Below are 19,143 nucleotides of genomic sequence, written 5' to 3' on the forward strand. Positions count from 1 at the left end.
ACCAGTGACCGGCACCGCCCCCCGACCGCCCCGCCGCTCCGCCCTGCTGCGCGCCACCACCGCCGCGGCCGTGGCCGTTCCGCTCTGCACGGCGGGCTGGTTCGGCTGGCGGGCCCTCGACCACTCAGGCCCGGCGGGCGCCACGGCGGCCCCGGCCGCGTCGGCCCCCGCCGCCTCGTCCCCGACTGCCGACCCGGCTTCGGCGCCGCCCGCCCCGACGGCCACGGACCAGCCGGGGACCGCCGACCCCGGCGCCCCGGCCGACGGCACCGCCGCGCCCCTCACCCCGCCGGTCGCACCGCCGCCGTCCACCACCCCGGCGGCCGAGGCCCCGTCCGCGCCCGCCGACGCCGCGGTCCTGACCGGCCGCACCGTCCTGCTCGACCCCGGCCACAACCCCGGGAACTCCGCCCACACCGCCGAGATCAACCGCCAGGTGGACATCGGCAACGCCCGCAAGGAGTGCGACACCACCGGCACCGAGACCAACGCCGGCTACACCGAGGCCGAGTACACCCTGGACGTCTCCCGCCGGGCCCGCGCCCTGCTGGCCGCCCGGGGCGCCACGGTGGTCCTGGTGCAGGACGGCGACCGGCCCTGGGGCCCGTGCGTCGACGAGCGGGCCCGCGCGGGCGCCGACGCCCACGCCGACGTCGCGGTCTCGGTGCACGGGGACGGCGGCCCGGCGAGCGGCAGCGGGTTCCACGTGATCATGCCCGCCCGGGTGGTGGCGGGGAAGGCGGACAACGCGGCGATCGTCGCCCCCTCGCGCCGGCTCGGCCTCCTGCTGCGCGACCGGTTCCACGCCGCGACCGGCGAGCCGTACGCGGACTACATCGCCAAGGACGGCCTGGACACCCGCTCCGACCTGGGCGGCCTCAACCTCTCGACGGTCCCCAAGGTGTTCATCGAGTGCGGTAACATGCGCAACTCGACGGACGCGAAGCGGATGACGGACCCTCAGTGGCGCCAGCAGGCGGCCCGGGGGATCGCCGACGCGCTGACCGCTTTCCTGACGACCCAAGAGAAGACCGAAGAGCGGTAAGGGAGTTGGGCCGCGACCGGCGGAGGACGACGCTCCGCCCGGACCGCACGGTTTGCAACGACTTCACCCCATTCCCGGTCCCGCCGTGCACCGGCAGGACGGTTGGGCCTAGGCTTCTGGTCCGTTCGGGAGTTTCGGCCGGTCGGCCCGACCGCGCGAACCACCGTCCACGACACGTCAACGAGGGGAACGTTAGTGAATCTGCGCGCTCTCACCAGGGGAGACGCCGCCGTCGCAGGCGCGGCCGTCCTGCTCTTCATCGCCTCCTTCCTGCCTTACTGGACCGTGGACTGCGGCAACAGCCGGTACTGCCCGCCGTCGCAGAACGCGTGGAGCACGGACCTGTTCCCCATCCTGCCGTCGATCTACCTCCTCGGCATCGCCGCCGCGGTGCTGATCCTGGTGCAGCGCTTCCAGGGTGCGGCCGCGGCCAACCGCCAGGTGCTCGGCCTGCGGCTGGACCAGTGGGGCATCGCCCTCTCCGTCGCGGCGCTGTGGACCTCGGTCTGGGCGCTCGGCGGCGGCACCTCCAGCTCCGTCGTCAGCCACGGCTTCGGCGCCTGGCTCGGCTTCATCGCGCTGCTCGCGCTGGCCGGCGCGGCCGCCGCGGGCCCCCTGGTGCCCGCACTGAAGGCCCCGCTGGCCGCCGACCGCCCGGCGGCCGTCCCCGGCCAGTACGGCTACCCGGGCCAGCCCGGTCAGCCGGGTGCCCCCGGCCAGCCCGGCCAGTACGGCTACCCGGCCCAGGGCCACGACCCGGCGTTCGGCGGCCAGGGCGGCTACGGCTACCCGGGTGCCGGCCAGCCGCAGCCCGGCCAGCCGGTCCAGGCCGCCCAGCCGCACGACGCCGGCGCCCCGGCCCCGCAGCCGGTCCCGGCCGCGCAGCAGGCGCCCGCCCCGGCGGCGGACTTCCAGCCGTTCTGGTTCGCCGTCCCGGCCCCGCGCCAGCTGGCCCCGAAGGACAACCCGGCCGGTGCCCCGGTCGGCGAGGTCGTGCCGGGCACCTGGTACCTGGCCGTCGAGCAGCGCGGCGCCGCGCTGGTCGCGCAGCTGCCGGACGGCAGCCAGGGCGTGCTGGCCGACACCACGGGCATCCAGCGCGGCTGAGACAGCACGGCTGACGCCCGCGGACGCACACCGCGAAGGGGCGGGACCGGTTCTCCGGTCCCGCCCCTTCCGCGTGTACGCGCCGTGTCCGCACCCGGTGCGCCCTGTGCGCCCGATCCGTACGGACGTCCGCTCCGCGTACGCCCGTCCCGCGCGCGCCCCGTCCCGCGCGCGTGCGCCGGGCTCAGCAGCAGTCCGCGACCACCAGCCCGGCCGGCAGCTGCTCCCCGCCGAAGACCGCGACCGTCGCCGGGTCCCCGCCGAGCGCGGCCACCGCGAGCAGCAGCGCCCCGGCCGTCCAGGTGGTGCGCTCCTCCGGCCAGATCGCGTCGTCCTCGAAGACGTACCCGGTCCAGTACGAGCCGTCCTCGTGCCGCAGGTGCTTCTGGATCCAGCGCAGGATGTCCACCGCGCGGTCGGACTGGCCGATGGCCCAGAGCGCGAGCGCCAGCTCGGCGCTCTCGCCGCCGGTCACCCACGGGCGGTCGCTGACGCAGCGCACGCCGAGGCCGGGGACGACGAAGCGCTCCCAGTCCCGCTCGATCCGGGCCACCGCCGCCTCGCCGCGCAGGCCGGTGCCGAGCACCGGGTAGTACCAGTCCATCGAGTAGCGGCCCTTGTCCAGGAACCGCTCGGGGTGGTGGGAGACGGCGTGCCCCAGCCGGCCGGCCGCGAGCTCCCAGTCGGGCTGCGGCTCCTCCAGGTACTCGGCGACGGCCAGGCCGCAGCGCAGCGCGTGCAGGATGCTGGACGAGCCGGTGAGCAGCGCCTCGTCGGTGGCGGTGCCGTCCCCGTCGACCCGCCAGGCGATCGGGCCGCCGGGCAGCCGCAGCCCGACGATGAAGTCCAGGGCGCGCCGGACGACCGGCCAGATCCACTCCAGGAACGCGTCGTCGCCGGTGCTGAGGTGGTGGTGCCAGACCCCGACCGCGATGTACGCGCAGAAGTTGCTCTCCTTGGCCCGGTCGGTGACCGCGCCGTCGGTGTACGCGGCGTACCAGGAGCCGTCCGGGTTCTGGGCGGCGGCGAGCCAGCGGTAGGCGGCCTCGGCGGCGGCGTGCTCGCCGGCCGTGTCGAGGGCCATCGCCGCCTCGGTGTGGTCCCAGGGGTCGAGGTGGTGGCCGGCGAACCAGGGTATGGCGCCGTCGGGGCGCTGCTCGGCCAGGATGCTGCGCACGGTGTCGGCGGCCTGCTCGGCGTCGAGCACCCCGTCGAGCAGCAGCACCTCGGGGACGGCGGCCGTCACGCCGTCCCGCCCGGCGCGCGGTTGGGCTTGGAGGCGTACGCGACGAAGCTCTTGCCGATCACCGGGTTGAGGGCCCGCTCGGCGGCCCTGGTGAGGCTGCTGATCACCGGGGTGCCGACGATGTCCCAGACCAGCAGCTGGTGGTAGGCCTTGACCGGCAGCGCCTTGTCGTTGTCGACGCCGACCGCGCACTTGATCCACCAGTACGGCGAGTGCAGCGCGTGCGCGTGATGGGTGCCGTACGGCTCCAGGCCGGCGTCCTTGAGCTTCTCGAGCAGCTCGTCGCCCCGGTAGATCCGGATGTGGCCGCCCTCGTTGGCGTGGTACTCGTCGGACAGCGCCCAGCAGATCTTCTCCGGGAGCCAGCGGGGCACGGTGACGGCGAGCAGGCCGCCCGGCTTGAGGACCCGGAACATCTCGTTGAGCACGCCCTTGTCGTCCGGGATGTGCTCCATCACCTCGGAGATGATGATCTTGTCGAAGTACTCGTCCTCGAACGGCAGCGCCAGCGCGTTGCCCTCCATCGCGACCGCCGACGCGCCCTCGGGGGCCTCACCGGCCTGCTCCATCGCCGCGAACCACTTCCTGACCTCGGCGATCTCCTCGGTGTTCTGGTCGAGGGCGATCACGTTGGCGCCACGGCGGTAGCACTCGAACGCGTGCCGGCCCCCGCCGCAGCCCAGGTCGAGCACCCGGTCGCCGGGGGCGAGCGGGAAGCGCGAGAAATCGACGGTCAGCACTGCAGGACTCCCATTCCTATTGCTACCAAGCGTTCTTGACGCTTCGTCACGCCACTCCCGGCACGTCACGCTTCGTCGGGCAGGCTCGCCCTGCCGCCACCGCCCCGCCTCCGCCGACCGGCCGTCACCGACCTGCCGCGGGCGGGCGGCTAGGCCACGTACCGCCAGCCCGGCCCCGAGCGGGCCCGGGCGCCGACGCCGGTGGCGAGCGCCGCGCGATAGGCCTCGGCGGTCAGCTCGGCGGCCCGCTCCCAGGTGAACCGGGCCAGCACCCGCTCCCGTCCGGCCGCGCCGAGCCCGGCCCGCAGCTCCGGGTCGTCCAGCAGCCGGCCGAGCGCGGCGGCCAGCGCGTCCGCCTCCCCCGGCGGCACCGCCAGACAGGACTCCCCGTCCGGCCCGGCCACCTCGGGGATCGCCCCGCCGGTGGTCGCGACCAGCGGGGTGCCGGTGGCCATCGCCTCGGCGGCGGGCAGCGAGAAGCCCTCGTAGAGCGAGGGGACGCAGGCCACCTCGGCCGAGCGGTAGAGGTCGACCAGCTCCTGGTCGGTCAGCCCGCTGCGGAACTCGATGTGCCCGGCCAGCCCGAAGCGGCGCACCGCCTCGGCCACCGGCCCGTCCTCCTTCTGCGGCTTGCCGACCACCACCAGGTGGGCGTCCCGCTCGGTACGGACCTTGGCGAGCGCCTCGACCAGGAAGACCAGGCCCTTCAGCGGGACGTCCGCGCTGGAGGTGGTGACGATCCGGCCGGGGACGCGCTCGATCTCCGCCGAGGGCGACCAGAGCCGGGTGTCGGCGCCGATCGGCACCACCGAGATCGCGCCGGGCGCGACGCCCAGGTGCTCGGCGATCTCGCGCTGCGAGGTGCCGGAGACGGTGATCACGTGGTCCAGCCGGGCGGCGACCCGGCGCTGCATCCGGGTGAAGGCGTACCAGCGGCGCAGCGAGAGCCGCTTGCCGCGGGTGGTGGCGGCGTCCAGCTCCAGCTGCCGGTCCACGGTGATCGGGTGGTGGATCGTGGTGACCAGCGGGAAGCCGTGCCGGGCCAGGCCGAGCAGGCCGTAGCCGAGGGTCTGGTTGTCGTGCACCACGTCGTAGCGGCCCTTGTGGGCGGCCAGGTAGCGGCGGGCGCGCAGCGAGAAGGTGAGCGGCTCGGGGAAGCCGCCGGTGCGCATGGTGGCGAACTCCAGCACGTCCACCGGGCCGCGGAACTCGTCGCGGGCCGGGGTACGGAAGGGGTCGTCGGCGCGGTAGAGGTCCAGGCTGGGCAGCTCGACCAGGCGCACCGAGCCGGGGCCGTCGACCTCGTCGAGCACCGGGAAGGGCTGGGCGCCGATCACGTCCACGTGGTGGCCGAGCCTGGCCAGCTCCCGGGAGAGGTGCCGTACGTACACGCCCTGACCGCCGCAGAAGGGGTCCCCTCGGTACGACAGCAGGGCAATCCGCAGCGGCTGCGCGGTCATCCTGGGCCCTCTTCTCTAGCTGCTTACGGTGCTGCCGGTCGTGCTTCCGGTCGCTAAAGTAGATCAGGTTTCAGTGGCTGGGGAACTCGTCGTCGACCACGTGAACAATGAGAGACCTCGAAGATACCGGCCCGTAGCTTTCCCTCAGGAGCCAGGGCTGGTGATTCCCGCCACGCCGGATCCTGCCGACCATGTGGAGCACGCCGCCACTCTCGCCCGCCCGGGAGCACCCTTGCCGCCACCCCCTCCTTCCACCTCTCCGCAGCTCTCGCCCCCGGGCGAGCCGCCGCTGACCGCGCGCCAGGCCGAACGGCGCCGGCGCATCCTGCGGGCCGCCACCGCGCTGGCGGTGCGGGGCGGGTACGAGGCGGTGCAGATGCGGGAGGTCGCGGAGGGCGCGCAGGTCGCCCTCGGCACGCTCTACCGGTACTTCCCGTCCAAGGTCCACCTGCTGGTGGCGGTGATGCTGGAGCAGCTCCAGGGCCTCCAGGAGCACATCCGGCGGCACCCGCCGACCGACCGCGAACCCGCGCCGCGGGTCGCCGACGCCCTCACCCGGGCCTTCCACGCGCTGCAGCGCGAGCCGCTGCTGGCCGAGGCCATGGTCCGGGCGCTGTCCTTCGCGGACCGCTCGGTGGGGGCCGAGGTGGACCAGGTCAGCACGGCCACCGGACAGCTCATCCTGGACGCGATCGGCCAGTCCGGGCCGCCCACCGAGAGCCAGCGCGCGGCGGTGCGGGTGATCGAGCACACCTGGCACTCGGCGCTGGTCGCCTGGCTCTCCGGGCGCGCCTCGATCGCCGAGGTCCGGGCCGACCTGCACACCGCGGCCCGGCTGCTCGCCCTGCCGTGAGCCGCCCTCCTCTCCCCACTGACTGGAACCTGTTCCTGGCCGCGCCGGGACGCTCGTCGTGCTCCGGCGGCTAGAGTCGACAGTCGGCACAACTCCATCCCGCTCCTCCCCCGGGGAAAGCCGGTGCGAATCCGGCGCTGACCCCGCAGCCGTGAGACCGGCGCCGCCATCGGCCGCCCGGACGAGTCGGAGCACCCGGGGAGGGGCGAGCGGCCAGTCCGGACGCACGCGCCCGGCACCGTCGAGGACTACGGAACGGCCCCGCCCGGGCCACCACCGCTCACCGAAAGGCACACCCGCACCATGCTGACCGCCGCCCGCCTGGGCGCCGCCGCCCTGTCCGCCGCGCTGCTCACCGGCCTCGCCGCAGGACCGGCCCTCGCCGACAGCCCCGCGCCGACCCCCGCCGCCGTTCCCGACGGGCTGTACGGCAAGAGCGACCCGACGTACGACGGCGTCTGGCGGCAGTCGCTGGCGCTCACCGCGCTGACGGCGGCCAAGGTCACCCCGGCCGACTCGGCCGTCGGCTGGCTCACCGGGCAGCAGTGCGAGGACGGCGGCTGGCCCTCGTACCGGGCCGCCGGCGCGGCCTGCGACCCCAAGACCGAGGACAGCAACGCCACCGCCGTCGCCGTCCAGGCCCTGGTCGCCCTCGGCGGGCACCAGGAGGCCGTCGACAAGGGCGTCGGCTGGCTCAAGGCCAACCAGAACGCCGACGGCAGCTGGGCGTACAACCCGGGCAGCCCCGGCGACGCCGACTCCACCGGCCTCGCCGTCAACGCGCTGTTCGCCGCCAAGACCGACCCGGCGGGCGTCGCCAAGGCCGGCAGGTCCGCCTTCGACGGGCTCGCCCTCTTCCAGCTCGGCTGCGCCGCCCCCGCCGACCAGCGCGGCGCCTTCGCCTACCAGACCGACCCGGCCGGCGGCGCCCTCACCCCGAACGCCCTGGCCAGCGCCCAGGCCGCGCTCGCCGCGAGCGGCGGCCACCTGCCGGTCGCCGGCACGGTGCACGCCGACGCCGCGCCCAAGGCCCTGGCCTGCGCCGACGCCCCGGCCGCCCAGGGCTCCTCGGCCTCCTCGGCCCCGGTTTCGCACGCGGAGTCCGGCGAGGCCGTCGGCGCCTACCTCGCCGCCCAGCTCGCGGCCGGCGGCGACCACCTCACCCTCACCACCCCGGGCGCCGCCCCCACCCCCGACTACACCGCCACCGCCTGGGCCGCCCTCGCCCTCAGCCAGAGCGGCCACCCCCAGCAGGCCGCCGGCGCCGTCGACTGGCTCGGCAAGGAGGGCGCCACCTGGACCAAGGGCGGCACCGACGCCGGCGCCACCGCCACCCTCCTGCTGGTCGCCCAGGCCACCCACCGCGACACCGCCGCCCTGACCGGCCAGCTCACCGCCCTCGGCCCGGCGCCCAAGGCCACCGGCGCCTCCGCCACGGCGACGGCGACCGCCCCGGCGAAGAAGAAGGACAGCGGCATCGGCCAGTACTGGCTGATCGGCGTCGGCCTGCTCATCGGCGTCGGCGGCGGCCTCCTCCTCAGCCTCCAGCGCAAGCGCAACACCCACCTCTGATGCGTCCCGCCTCCCACGCCGCTCCCGGCGGGCCGGGGCCCGGCCTGCCGGGCGGAGGCGCCCGCGCCCGCGCCCGCCGTCGCACCGCCCTCGCCGCGCTGCTCCTCCCCCTCCTCGGGGCGGTGCTGCTGCTCGCCTCCGCCGCTCCGGCGCAGGCCGCCGGGTACCGGTACTGGTCGTTCTGGCGCGGCGCCGAGGGCGGCAGCTGGACGTACCAGCAGCAGGGGCCCTCCGTCGCGGTGCCGCCGGACGGGGCCGTGGACGGCTGGCGGTTCGCGCTGAGCCCGGACGGCGGGCAGGACGCCGCGAAGCCCCGGACGGCCGGGAGCTTCGCCGACATCTGCGCGGACACGCCCGCGCAGGAGGGCCGCAAGCGGGTGGCCGTCGTGCTGGACTTCGGCACCGCCGAGGACGCCGGCTCCGCCGCCGGTTCGTCCGCCTCCGGCTCGTCCGCTTCCGGTTCGTCCGTCTCCGGCTCGTCCACCTCCGGCTCGTCCGCCGCCTCGGTGCCCGAGCAGCGCACGGCGTGCGCCACCGTCGCGCCCCGCGCCACCTCGGCCGAGGTGCTGGCCACCGTCGCCCCGCCGCTGCGCTACGACACCAACGGGCTGCTGTGCGCCATCGCCGGGTACCCGAAGGCGGGCTGCGGCGACCAGGTCGGCGCGGCCGGTGCCGCCCAGCCGGCCGCCGGATCCGCCGACCAGAGCACCGGCAGCGGCCCGGACGTCGGCCTGATCGCCGGTGGCGCGCTGGTGGCCGTCCTCGCCGGTGGCGCCGTCTGGCAGGCGCGCCGCCGCCGTCACCCCTAACGTCCCCCACCCAGGAATCACCGTGAGCAGCACCGCCGTCCGTACCACCCGGCCGCCCACCGGCCCCCGTCAACTGCACCCCGGGGCCTGGTGGTTGTGGGCGCTGGGGCTGGGCGCGGCAGCCACCCGCACCACCAACCCGGCGATCCTGCTGCTACTCGTCGCCGTCGCCGGGTACGTGGTCGCGGCCCGGCGCGGCGATGCGCCGTGGTCGCGCTCGTACGGGGCGTTCCTGCGGCTGGGCCTGCTGGTGCTCGGCATCCGACTGGTCTTCGCGGTCTTCCTCGGCTCGCCGGTCCCGGGCACCCATGTGCTGTTCACGCTGCCCGAACTCCCGCTGCCCGTCTGGGCGCAGGGCGTGCGGATCGGCGGCCGGGTCACCGTCGAGGGGCTGCTCGCGGCGCTGTACGACGGGCTGCGGCTGGCCACCCTGCTGGTCTGCGTCGGCGCCGCCAACTCGCTGGCCAGCCCGGCCCGGCTGCTGCGCGCCCTGCCCGGCGCGCTCTACGAGGCGGGCGTCGCCGTCGTGGTGGCGATGACCTTCGCGCCGAACCTGATCGCGGACGTCCGCCGGCTGCGTGCCGCGCGGCGTCTGCGGGGCCGCTCCGACAAGGGCGTCGCGGCCGTGCTGAGCGTCGGACTCCCGGTGCTGGAGGGCGCGTTGGAGCGGTCCATCGCACTGGCCGCCGCCATGGACACCCGGGGGTTCGGCCGCACCGCCGACGTCCCGCGCCGGCTCGCCCGGGCGACGGCCGCGCTCACCCTGGCCGGACTGCTCGGGGTCTGCCTGGCCGCGTACGGGCTGCTGACGGCCGGTGGCGCGGGCTGGGCGCTGCCCGTCCTGTTGCTCGGCCTGGCCGCCGCCTTCGCCGGCCTGCTGCTGGGTGGCCGACGGTCCGTCAGAAGTCGCTACCGGCCCGACCCTTGGGCCGTCCCCGAGTGGCTGACGGCCGGTTCCGGGGCGGCCGTGGCGGCCCTCACCACCTACCTGGCCGCGCGGGACCCGGCCGCCTTCGCCCCCACCGTCGTCCCGCCGACCGTCCCCGCGCTGCCACTGGCCGCCGTGCTGACCGTGCTGCTCGGCCTGGTACCGGCGTTCGCCGCCCCGACCCCGCCCCGGAGGGCATCGTGATCACCTTCGAGCAGGTCTCCGTCCGGTACGCGGACTCGGCCGCACCCGCCCTCGACGGCGTCGACCTGACCGTCCCCGAGGGCGAACTCTGCCTGCTGGTGGGCCCGTCCGGCTCCGGCAAGTCCACCCTGCTGGGGACGGTCAGCGGCCTGGTGCCGCACTTCACCGGCGGGGTGCTGCACGGCCGGGTCACCGTCGGCGGCCGGGACACCCGCGAGCACCGTCCGCGCGAACTCGCCGACCTGGTCGGCACGGTGGGGCAGGACCCGCTGGCGCACTTCGTCACCGACACCGTGGAGGACGAACTCGCCTACGGCATGGAGTCCCTGGGCCTGCCGGGCGACGTGATGCGCCGCCGGGTCGAGGAGACCCTCGACCTGCTCGGCCTCGCCGACCTGCGCGACCGCGCGCTGAACTCCCTCTCCGGCGGCCAGCAGCAGCGCGTCGCGATCGGCTCGGTGCTCACCGTGCACCCGCGCGTGCTGGTCCTGGACGAGCCCACCTCGGCGCTCGACCCGGGCGCGGCCGAGGAGGTGCTGTCCGTCCTCCAGCGGCTGGTGCACGACCTCGGCACCACCGTGCTGATGGCCGAGCACCGGCTGGAGCGGGTCGTCCAGTACGCCGACCAGGTGCTGCTGCTCACCCCCGACGCCCCGCCCGTCCTCGGCGAGCCCGCCGAGGTGATGGCGCACTCCCCGGTGCACCCGCCGGTGGTCGGCCTCGGCCGGCTCGCGGGCTGGCGGCCGCTGCCGCTCTCGGTCCGCGACGCGCGCCGCAAGGCCGCGCCGCTGCGCGCCCGGCTGGACGGCCGGACGCCCGCTCCCGCCGACCTCCGCGCCACTGCCGCCCCCCTCGCCGTCACCGACCGCCTCGCCGTCCGGCGCGGCCCCGTCCCGGCCCTGCGCGGCGTGGACCTCTCCCTCCACCCCGGCGAGATCACCGCCCTGATGGGCCGCAACGGCGCCGGCAAGTCCACCCTGCTGGGCAGCCTGGTCGGCCTGCACGCCCCCTCCTCCGGCAGCGTCAGGGTCGGCGGCCGCGCCCCGCACCGCACCCGCCCCGCCGAACTGATCCGCGAGGTCGGCCTCGTCCCGCAGGACCCGCGCGACCTGCTGTACGGCGAATCGGTCGCCGCCGAGTGCGCCGCGGCCGACAGCGACGCCGGAGCCGCCGCCGGCACCTGCCGCGCCCTGGTCGAGCGCCTGCTGCCCGGCATCGACGACGACACCCACCCGCGCGACCTCTCCGAGGGCCAGCGGCTCACCCTCGCCCTCGCCGTCGTGCTCACCGCCCGGCCCCCGCTGCTGCTCCTCGACGAGCCGACCCGCGGCCTCGACTACGCCGCCAAGGCCCGGCTGGTGGAGATCCTGCGCGGCCTGGCCGCCGAGGACCACGCCGTGCTCCTCGCCACCCACGACGTCGAGCTGGCCGCCGAACTCGCCCACCGCACGGTGATCCTCGCCGAGGGCGAGATCGTCGCGGACGGTCCGACGGCGGAGGTCGTGGTCTCCTCCCCCGCCTTCGCCCCGCAGGTCGCCAAGGTGCTGGCACCCGGGCCGTGGCTCACCGTCCGGCAGGTCGCGGAGGCGCTGGACGCATGAGCACTCGTCCCGTCCCGCTGGGACGCCGGTCCGTCGCGGCGCTGCTGTCGGTCTCCTTCGTCGGCGTCGCCGCCTTCGGCTGGCCGCTGCTCGCCTCCACCAAGTCGGCGCTGGTCGGCCACTCCACCGACGCGCCCTGGCTGTTCGCCCTGCTGCTCCCCCTCCTCCTCGCCGTCGTCATCGCCCAGATCTCCGAGGGCCGCTCGGCGGGCGGCGGCGCCCCCGGCCTGGACGCCAAGTCCGTGGCCCTGCTGGGCGTCCTGGCCGCCGCCGGCGCGGCGCTGCGCCCCCTCGGCGCGGGCACGGCGGGGCTGGAGCCGATGTTCTTCCTGATGGTGCTGTCCGGGCGGGTGCTCGGCCCGGGCTTCGGCTTCGTCCTCGGCTCGCTGTCGATGTTCGCCTCCGCGCTGCTCACCGGCGGGGTCGGGCCGTGGCTGCCGTTCCAGATGCTGGCGATGGGCTGGGTCTGTCTGGGTGCGGGCCTGCTCCCGGGGGCCTCCTCGCTGCGCGGCCGGCGCGAACTCGTGGTGCTGGCGTCCTATGGCGCCATTGCGTCCCTCCTCTACGGCACGATCATGAACCTCCAGGGCTGGCCGTACATCGGCGGCCTGGCCGGCTCCATCTCCTTCGTCCCCGGCGACCCGCTGCCCGCCAACCTGGTCCGCTTCGCCGCCTACTGCCTGACCACGTCACTGGGCTGGGACCTGCCGCGCGCCGCACTCACCGTGGTGCTCTGCCTCACCCTCGGCACCCCCGTCCTGCGCGCCCTGCGCCGCACCACCCGCCGCGCCGCCTTCGACGCCCCGGTCACCTTCCGCCCGCCGGAGCGCTAAGCCCGGCACGCCCCGCACACCTGCCCGGCTCCCGCCACGGGCCGTCCGCACATCCCGCCCCGGCCGGGGCACTCGTGCCGACGGGTCCCATCGCTTGCCTTCCTGGACGCCGGAACGGTCGGCACCTTGGCGATCCGCGCCGCCAGGATCGCCCCGACGCTGTGCGTGACCTTGTCCGGCAGCGGAGCCGCGATAATCCCCGCCAGCGCGTCCCGCGTCCACCCACTCGCGAGCAACCCCTCCACCCGCGCGGCTTGATCACTCAAGGGCTTCCCCGCCAGGGCCATCTTCGGCTCCCGGCACCCGAGTTCGAGCAGCAGCGCCATGCCAGCCGTCAACTTCTCCGGGGGACGGACGGAAGGTTCTTCCACGTCCTTGGTTTCCCGTTCCTTGGAAGGGCTTCCCGCCTTCCCGACGCCTGGCCCACCTGGAGCTGGACCACCGGCGGCCGGGGGCACGGGAAGCGGCGGCACCGTGTGCACCGCCTTGCCCGTCGTCACCGGCACCTCGTGCACCGAGACGACCGTCCGCACCTGCCCGGTCAGCGGGTCCCGCTGGGTGCGCCGGACGTAGTGCCCGGCCGTCTCCAACTCCCTGAGCGCCCGCGCCACACTCGTCCGACCCTCCACGCTCTTGGCGGCCAGCGTGCGGACGTCTTCGCGCGCCCCGTCCGGCAGGCTGAGCAGGTAGCTCAACAGCCCCCGCGCGGCCCACGACAGCGAGTGCTTACGGACGACATGCCCGTTGTCCAGGATCGTGTACCCGGGAGCATGCTGAGGGATACGATGAATCTGCATCTGGAGTTGCTTTCTCCTGGTGCCAAACCCCGGGGTGTTGGAGCACCGCCGGGGTTACTTGTGCCCATGCACCGGGCGCTTCTCCAAGCACCCGACACCACAATCTTCACCGCAACGCCGTAACACCTCGTCAAACCCCCACCCACATCACCCTTTCGTGCGGCACGAACGCACGCCCCCCAGCGCCCCCACCAAGCACACAAGCCCCGGGCGCACAGGGGCTCTTCCCCTGGTGACGCCTACGCCTTCCTCGCCTTGCGCCGCTTGCCGTACGGCTGTTCCCGACCCCCGGCCGACACTTCCGCGTCGAACCGGACCTTGCTCATCACCACTCGCGGCTCGGGTACGAGCACGGTCGCGGCCGACCGCCAGGGAACGGCCGAAGCCCAACCGATCAGGGGCATCGTCTCGTCGTAATGCGAAGCGAACCGAGCGACGGAGACGGCGGGCATCCGGTAGTCCAGGCTGCGGACGTGCTCCACGAAGGCCCCGGGGAGCGCCACGTGGTGCGTCTCCAGGTAGTGCGGGAAGTCCAGACGCCACAACCACACACCGTCGGTCATCGGGGAGGAGCATCCCGAGGAATGCCGGTGCACGCTGCCGGTGATGACGTCGCGGCCGCCCTCCATGACGTCGATGAGGACATGGCCCGCGTCCAGGTAGGCCACCAGGTCCGCCTCATCCGGCTCCCCCACCGGCCGGACGGCGTCGAGTATCGACCCGTTCGGTGAGCCGGAGCGTTCGTCCAACTCGTCGTAGAAGCCCAGCAGTCCCAACACGGTCTCTCCTTTGCCGCACGGTCCGTCCCACAGACAATGATCCTGGCCGCGCCGCCGGGTCGGCGACGCGGCCAGAAGTCCAGTGCGGCCGTCACCCCTCACCCGACCACGCGATCCGGCTCGTCCAGCCACACCCGGTGCTCGCCCGCGACGGTGACGGTCAGGCCGAACCGGTCGAGGCCCGGCTCGCCCTGGCGCCGCCACCAGGCATGGGCGGCGGTCACCTCGTCCCACAGGTCGCGGGGGCCGGACTGCGAGACGGCGTGCTCGCCGTCCCGGTCGGCGAGGCGGCAGTGGGCGTACGAGACGCCGTCCCACACCTCGAACCGGCCGGTACCGAAACGGTCGTAGCCTGCCCACACCTCCCGCCGGAACAGGCCCGGCAGTCGCAGTCCGATCGCGAACGCGGCGTCGGTGCGCTCGGCCACGGTGGCGGGGTCGAGGGCGGACGGGCCGTGCCGGACGTCCTCAATCTCGAACTCGCCGCTCCCGGGGCGCTGGTCCCGCACCCACATGAACGCCACATCCTCGACGAACGGCCCGCTCGCGGACCGGCCGTCATCGGCGACGGTGAGCCTCAGCAACCCCCCGTTGCAGAACGCCGTGCCGTACGGGACGACGATCACGCCGCCGGGCACCGTCTGCTCGATCAGCGCCCCGGGGACGCGTTGCACGGCCGCGGTGACATGGATCCGGTCGTACGGCGCGCCCGCCGGATGGCCGAGCATGCCGTCGCCGACAACGGCCGTGACCGGCAGGCCGTTCGCCGCCAGGCGCCGCCGCGCGGCACCGGACAGTTCGGGATCCAGCTCCACGGTGGTCACGTTCTCCACCCCGAGCCGGCGCGCCAGCAACGCGGCCGTCCACCCCGCACCGGTGCCGATGTCCAACACCCGCATGCCGTCGGCGACCCGGAGGTGCCAGAGCATCCGGGCCACGACGGTGGGCATCGAACTGGACGAGGCCGGCGTGCGGCCGTCCTCGTCCAGCCTCGTCACGAGCGGGACGTCCGAGGCGACCAACTCGCCCCACTCGCCCGGCCGTTCCGCCCGGTCGAGCCAATCACCCCCGTGGTGGACCCGGTCCGGGACGAACAGGCGTCGGGGCACGGCCCGGAACACCGGCTCCCAGTCGACCGACAGCGCCCCGGACTCCCGGAGCGCGTCGGTGAGCGCGTTCCACTTCACGCGGCCATCCCCTTCGTGGAGGAACTCGGTCGGTGCGAGTCGAGTACAGCCCAACTCGCCCTCACCGGAAAGCCATTGCCCGTGGTCCCGGGGTTGTCCCGCCCGCACCGGCGGTAGGCTCGCGGTCACTGTCGATGATGGGATTGACCCCGTGGACGACCCGATCCGGCATCCCCTCGCCTACGCGCGCGAACTGCGTCACTGGTCGCAGGGCGACCTCGTCGCGGAGCTGAACAAGGCCGCCCGGCGTCACGGGCTCCGCTCCGGCGCCGACAAGGCGGCCGTCAGCCGGTGGGAGCACTGGCGCAAGACGCCGAACACCGACTCCCAGCTCCTCATCGCCGAGGCCTTCGACGTCCCGCTGTCGGAGTTGGAGGCGTACGGCTGGCCGTACTGGCTGCCCGGGCGGGACGAGCCGCTGCCCCTGGGCGCCGCCCACACCGTCCGAGCACTCCACGACGCCCAGAGAGCCGCCATGGACCGCCGCAGCTTCATGACCTTCAGCGCGATCTCGCTGGGCGGCCTGGCCGCCCAGTGGGCCACGACCGGGCCCGGGCGCCTCGCCTCGGCCCTGGACGGCAAGCACGTGGACGGCGAACTCGTGGACTGGCTGGAGGAGACCAGCAGGAAGCTGACGGCCCTGCCCACCGAGCAGCGCCAGCACACCGTCCGCCTGATGGACGCCCACCTGGCCACCGTCACGGAGCTGATCGAGGAGGGCCGCTACGGCGAGGCGACCGGTCGACGCCTCCACCGGCTGGCCGCCTCGCTCGCCACCACCTGCGGCTGGTACCGCTTCGACCAGGGCCGGCACTGGGCGGCCGGAAAGCTGTGGGAGGCCGCCCTGCAGTCCGCGAACGCCGCGGGCGACCGCGACCACGGCGCCGGGGTGCTGTCCGACTTCGCCTACCAGGCCACCTGGCTAGGCGAGGCGGGGGTCTCCGTCGGCCAGCTCGGGCACGCCCTGTCCGGCGTCTCGCACCCGACCGCCCGCTCGCTGCTCCTCCTCCGCCGCGCCAGGGCCCACGCGGTGCTCGGCGACCGCGCCGCCTGCTACCGGGACCTGTCCGACGCCGAGTCCGCCCTCGCCGTCGACGCCGCCGACCCCGCACCCGGGTGGTGCGCGTGGATGGGCCCCGCCGACCTGGCCGTGGACTCCGGCCAGTGCCTCCTGGACCTCGGCCGGCCGGACGAGGCCCGGGCCCGGATCGCGGAGGGGATGGCGCTGCTGCCCCGCGCCAGGGACAAGACGCGCGGCGTCTTCCTGACGTACCAGGCCCGGGGCTACCTGGAGGCCAAGGAGGTCGAGCAGGCCGTGTCCGTCACCGGCGAGTCGCTCGACCTGGCCACCCGGATCGGCGCGCCCCGCTGCGTCGCCCTGGTCCGCGAGCTCGCACCGGCCTTCGAGCCGTACCGCCGGGTCGACGGCGTCCCGGAGTTCCTGGAGCGCCTGCGGGCCTGCTGACCACCGACCCGTTCCTTCGTCCCCGCACGCCCTGGCGCCAATCCGTCCGATCAAGCGATCATGGTCTTGACGTTCTGTCATATCCCCATGCTGAGAAGGTGTCCACGATGCTGGTCGACTGGCCCACCGAAACGTTCGTCCTACGCCTCCACCGCATTCCCGGCCTGGTGGCCGGAGCCGCGCCGGGAAGCCCCGAGGGCACCCCCGTGGTACTCGCGCCCGAGACCGGTGGCGACGGCGAGCAGTGGGTGGCCGAGCGGTTCCGGGTGCTCAACCACCGGATCCGGCACGTGGCCACCGGCCTCTACCTGACCGCCGAGGAATCGAACCGGGGCGCCAAGGTCACCCTGCGGCCCAAGTTCTCCGACACCGGCAGCGACTCCTCGTACTGGCGGCAGGCCTGGCGGGCCTTCGTCCAGCGCGACACCGGCCGGCTGATGGCCCTCCACGACTCCTCCAACTGCCTCCTCGGCCTGGCCGAACCGGCGGCCGAACGGCCGGGCGGGCCCCTGATCCTGGAGAAGGGCGCCGGGGCCCAGGACCTGAACTGCACCGCCTGGGCGCCCGCGCCCCTCCCGGCACCGGAGCCCGCACCCGCCCCGGCGCCGAAGGCCACCGACCTGCCGGTGGGGACGGGACGGGTCCGGGTGCCGGCCCGCCGCTTCGAGAAGCGCGTGCGGACCATCGAGCAGATCTACGACGAGACCAGCTTCCGGGAGGTCCCCGGCGAGCTCCTCACCCCGGGCACCCGCATCGGCGCCTTCGACTTCGACCAGTACTCCCAGGGCGACTGGTACCAGGAGGGGCGGGAGGGAAGTCTCGTGACCTTCACCGACAGCTACGACACGGCGGGCGCCGTGCGCAGGGCCTTCCACCGGCTGAAGGGGGAGCCCGCCCGCTACGTGGACTCCGGCGAGGTCGACGTCCACTACGTCCCGCCGAAGCTCGTCGCCCGCACCAACTTCCCCGCCGCGCTGTTCGACGACTACAGCGGCTCCCTCGTCCGGACGCCGTACCGGCTGCCCAACGGGCACGGCTTCTACAACCAGCCCGAACGCCGCGAGGGCCTCTACTTCCCCAAGCGCGACGGCGCCGGCACCGTCATCCAGTGGAACAAGACCTGGATCGCGGACAACGACACCACGTCCAAGGTCTTCCTCCGCTTCGACAACCGCTACTTCATCGACCAGATGGACATCACCTGGGCCGACGACCAGAAGAGCTGACCCCGCTGCCCGCGAAGTCGTCCTGCCCGGCCCCGTAGCGTTGCCCCCCTTACCCAGGAGGCGTGTTGAGCGAGATCATCCTCATGTCCGACCCGAAGGTCGCCGCGGTCCCCGTCCAGGACTGCGGCGAGCGGCTGTCAGACGTACGGCTGTCGGACGTACGGAGCGGCGGCGTGCTGCCCGTCGACGGGCGAAAGCAGGACGGCACCGGGGCCTTCGCGCAGCTGCGGGCCGGCGTGCTCGACCGGCTGCTCGACGCACAGGCGGCCCTGCCGGACGGCCTGCGGCTGCTGTTCGTCGAGGGCTACCGGCCGCCGGCCCTCCAGAGCCGCTACTTCGACGAGTACGCCGCCGAGTTGCGGGCCGCGAACCCCGACTGGCCGGACGACCGGGTCAGGTCGTCGGCCAGCCGCTACGTCTCCCCGCCGGAGATCGCACCGCACAGTGCCGGGGCCGCCGTCGACCTCACCCTGGTCGACGCCGACGGCCGTGAGCTCGACCTCGGCACCAGGGTCAACGCCAACCCGGAGGAGAGTGCCGGGGCCTGCTACACCCACGCCGACAACATCGGTGCTCAGGCCCGCGCCAACCGGCGACTGCTCGGCAGCGTCCTGACCGGCGCCGGGCTCGTCAACTACCCCACCGAGTGGTGGCACTGGTCGTACGGGGACCGCTACTGGGCACTGGCCACCGGCGCGCCGTCGGCGCTCTACGGGCCAGCGCACCGGTAGCCGACACTGCGCACAACCGACACGACACGCGACCCGCTGCCTGCTGTCGGCCGCGGCCCCGGGTCAGGATGGCGTCGACACCGACGCCGTCCTGACCCGAGGAGCAGAGCGATGACCGAGCAGAACCCCGAGCACGCACCCCCCGCCGTCGCCGTCGCGATCGTCGTCGAGGACGGCCGGGTGCTGATGGTGCGGCGGCGGATCGCCGAGGGCGAACTGTCCTGGCAGTTCCCGGCCGGGGAGGTCGAGGCGGGCGAGTCCGCCGGGGCGGCGGCCGTGCGCGAGACCGCCGAGGAGACCGGCCTGCGCGTCGCCGCCGCCCGGCTGCTCGGCGAGCGGGAGCATCCGCAGAACGGGCGGCGGATGGCGTACACGGCCTGCGAGGTGGTCGGCGGCACCGCCACCGTGGTGGACTCCGACGAGCTGGACCGGGTGGTGTGGGCGTCCCGCGCCGAGCTGGCCGAGTACGTGCCGTTCCCGCTGTTCCCGCCGGTGCGGGAGTACCTCGACGGCGCGCTCGCCGAGTAGGGGCACGCGGTCTCCGGAACTCCTCCCCGCCG

18 protein-coding genes and 1 riboswitch are annotated in these 19,143 nt (G+C 74.7%); of the genes, 12 read left to right on the top strand and 6 right to left on the bottom strand.

The features are described from left to right. Positions 1-4 precede the first annotated feature (4 nt). Positions 5-1,045: an N-acetylmuramoyl-L-alanine amidase gene (locus ACFY4B_RS01360; RefSeq protein ID WP_387966176.1), complete on the top strand. Its 1,041-nt coding sequence runs from the start codon at positions 5-7 to the stop codon at positions 1,043-1,045. Between the two features lie 195 nt (positions 1,046-1,240). Then, a complete protein-coding gene (locus tag ACFY4B_RS01365) occupies positions 1,241-2,152 on the top strand; it encodes a hypothetical protein (RefSeq protein WP_074000831.1) in 912 nt (303 codons plus the stop codon). A gap of 184 nt (positions 2,153-2,336) precedes the next feature. On the opposite strand, the gene ACFY4B_RS01370 is transcribed toward ACFY4B_RS01365, so the two are convergent. The 3 genes from ACFY4B_RS01370 to ACFY4B_RS01380 form a co-directional block, all read right to left on the bottom strand. Then, positions 2,337-3,398, bottom strand: coding sequence for a prenyltransferase (locus ACFY4B_RS01370; RefSeq protein WP_234348709.1), 1,062 nt, complete (start codon positions 3,396-3,398; stop codon positions 2,337-2,339). Next, complete coding sequence (locus ACFY4B_RS01375; protein WP_049660417.1) at positions 3,395-4,138, bottom strand: class I SAM-dependent methyltransferase; 744 nt, start codon at positions 4,136-4,138, stop codon at positions 3,395-3,397. The genes ACFY4B_RS01370 and ACFY4B_RS01375 overlap by 4 nt, the downstream gene beginning before the upstream one ends. 149 nt (positions 4,139-4,287) lie before the next feature. Next, the gene (locus ACFY4B_RS01380) at positions 4,288-5,598 is read right to left on the bottom strand and encodes a glycosyltransferase family 4 protein (protein ID WP_074000830.1); all 1,311 of its coding nucleotides are present in this window, start codon (positions 5,596-5,598) and stop codon (positions 4,288-4,290) included. A 232-nt stretch (positions 5,599-5,830) separates the two neighbouring features. On the opposite strand from ACFY4B_RS01380, the gene ACFY4B_RS01385 reads away from it, so the two are divergent. The 6 genes from ACFY4B_RS01385 to ACFY4B_RS01410 all read left to right on the top strand — a co-directional run bounded on the left by ACFY4B_RS01385 (position 5,831) and on the right by ACFY4B_RS01410 (position 12,398). Next, positions 5,831-6,451 carry a TetR family transcriptional regulator gene (locus ACFY4B_RS01385; protein ID WP_049660100.1) on the top strand — a complete coding sequence of 207 codons (621 nt, stop codon included), beginning with the start codon at positions 5,831-5,833 and terminating at the stop codon, positions 6,449-6,451. A 113-nt stretch (positions 6,452-6,564) separates the two neighbouring features. After that, positions 6,565-6,648, top strand: a riboswitch (cobalamin riboswitch). A 106-nt stretch (positions 6,649-6,754) separates the two neighbouring features. Beyond that, positions 6,755-8,023, top strand: coding sequence for a prenyltransferase/squalene oxidase repeat-containing protein (locus tag ACFY4B_RS01390; RefSeq protein WP_387966177.1), 1,269 nt, complete (start codon positions 6,755-6,757; stop codon positions 8,021-8,023). Next, positions 8,023-8,832, top strand: coding sequence for an SCO2322 family protein (locus ACFY4B_RS01395; RefSeq protein ID WP_387966178.1), 810 nt, complete (start codon positions 8,023-8,025; stop codon positions 8,830-8,832). Before ACFY4B_RS01390 ends, ACFY4B_RS01395 begins: the two co-directional genes overlap by 1 nt. Before the next feature lie 16 nt (positions 8,833-8,848). Further along, positions 8,849-9,964, top strand: coding sequence for a CbiQ family ECF transporter T component (locus ACFY4B_RS01400; RefSeq protein ID WP_375874112.1), 1,116 nt, complete (start codon positions 8,849-8,851; stop codon positions 9,962-9,964). Continuing rightward, positions 9,961-11,565, top strand: coding sequence for an ABC transporter ATP-binding protein (locus tag ACFY4B_RS01405; protein WP_387966179.1), 1,605 nt, complete (start codon positions 9,961-9,963; stop codon positions 11,563-11,565). Before ACFY4B_RS01400 ends, ACFY4B_RS01405 begins: the two co-directional genes overlap by 4 nt. Further along, positions 11,562-12,398 carry an ECF transporter S component gene (locus ACFY4B_RS01410; RefSeq protein ID WP_074000827.1) on the top strand — a complete coding sequence of 279 codons (837 nt, stop codon included), beginning with the start codon at positions 11,562-11,564 and terminating at the stop codon, positions 12,396-12,398. Before ACFY4B_RS01405 ends, ACFY4B_RS01410 begins: the two co-directional genes overlap by 4 nt. Here ACFY4B_RS01410 and ACFY4B_RS01415 read toward each other — a convergent pair. From ACFY4B_RS01415 to ACFY4B_RS01425, 3 genes are all read right to left on the bottom strand, one after another. After that, a complete protein-coding gene (locus ACFY4B_RS01415; RefSeq protein WP_387966180.1) occupies positions 12,395-13,195 on the bottom strand; it encodes a helix-turn-helix domain-containing protein in 801 nt (266 codons plus the stop codon). The two genes, ACFY4B_RS01410 and ACFY4B_RS01415, sit on opposite strands and share 4 nt — an antisense overlap. Positions 13,196-13,434: 239 nt before the next feature. Continuing rightward, complete coding sequence (locus tag ACFY4B_RS01420) at positions 13,435-13,974, bottom strand: hypothetical protein (protein ID WP_387966181.1); 540 nt, start codon at positions 13,972-13,974, stop codon at positions 13,435-13,437. 98 nt (positions 13,975-14,072) lie between these two features. Beyond that, positions 14,073-15,161 carry a methyltransferase domain-containing protein gene (locus ACFY4B_RS01425; protein WP_387966182.1) on the bottom strand — a complete coding sequence of 363 codons (1,089 nt, stop codon included), beginning with the start codon at positions 15,159-15,161 and terminating at the stop codon, positions 14,073-14,075. 151 nt (positions 15,162-15,312) lie between these two features. Between ACFY4B_RS01425 and ACFY4B_RS01430 the strand changes: the two genes are divergently transcribed. The 4 genes from ACFY4B_RS01430 (at position 15,313) to ACFY4B_RS01445 (ending at position 19,111) form a co-directional block, all read left to right on the top strand. Further along, positions 15,313-16,626 carry an XRE family transcriptional regulator gene (locus ACFY4B_RS01430; RefSeq protein ID WP_387966183.1) on the top strand — a complete coding sequence of 438 codons (1,314 nt, stop codon included), beginning with the start codon at positions 15,313-15,315 and terminating at the stop codon, positions 16,624-16,626. Positions 16,627-16,724: 98 nt separating this feature from the next. After that, complete coding sequence (locus tag ACFY4B_RS01435; protein WP_387966184.1) at positions 16,725-17,852, top strand: RICIN domain-containing protein; 1,128 nt, start codon at positions 16,725-16,727, stop codon at positions 17,850-17,852. A gap of 65 nt (positions 17,853-17,917) precedes the next feature. Continuing rightward, positions 17,918-18,583, top strand: coding sequence for a M15 family metallopeptidase (locus ACFY4B_RS01440; RefSeq protein WP_387966185.1), 666 nt, complete (start codon positions 17,918-17,920; stop codon positions 18,581-18,583). Positions 18,584-18,694: 111 nt separating this feature from the next. After that, positions 18,695-19,111: an NUDIX hydrolase gene (locus tag ACFY4B_RS01445; protein ID WP_387966186.1), complete on the top strand. Its 417-nt coding sequence runs from the start codon at positions 18,695-18,697 to the stop codon at positions 19,109-19,111. The last annotated feature ends 32 nt before the right edge of the window (positions 19,112-19,143 follow it).

The sequence above is a fragment of the Kitasatospora sp. NPDC001261 genome, from assembly GCF_042896795.1.
In the GTDB taxonomy this organism is placed as follows: Bacteria; Actinomycetota; Actinomycetes; order Streptomycetales; family Streptomycetaceae; genus Kitasatospora.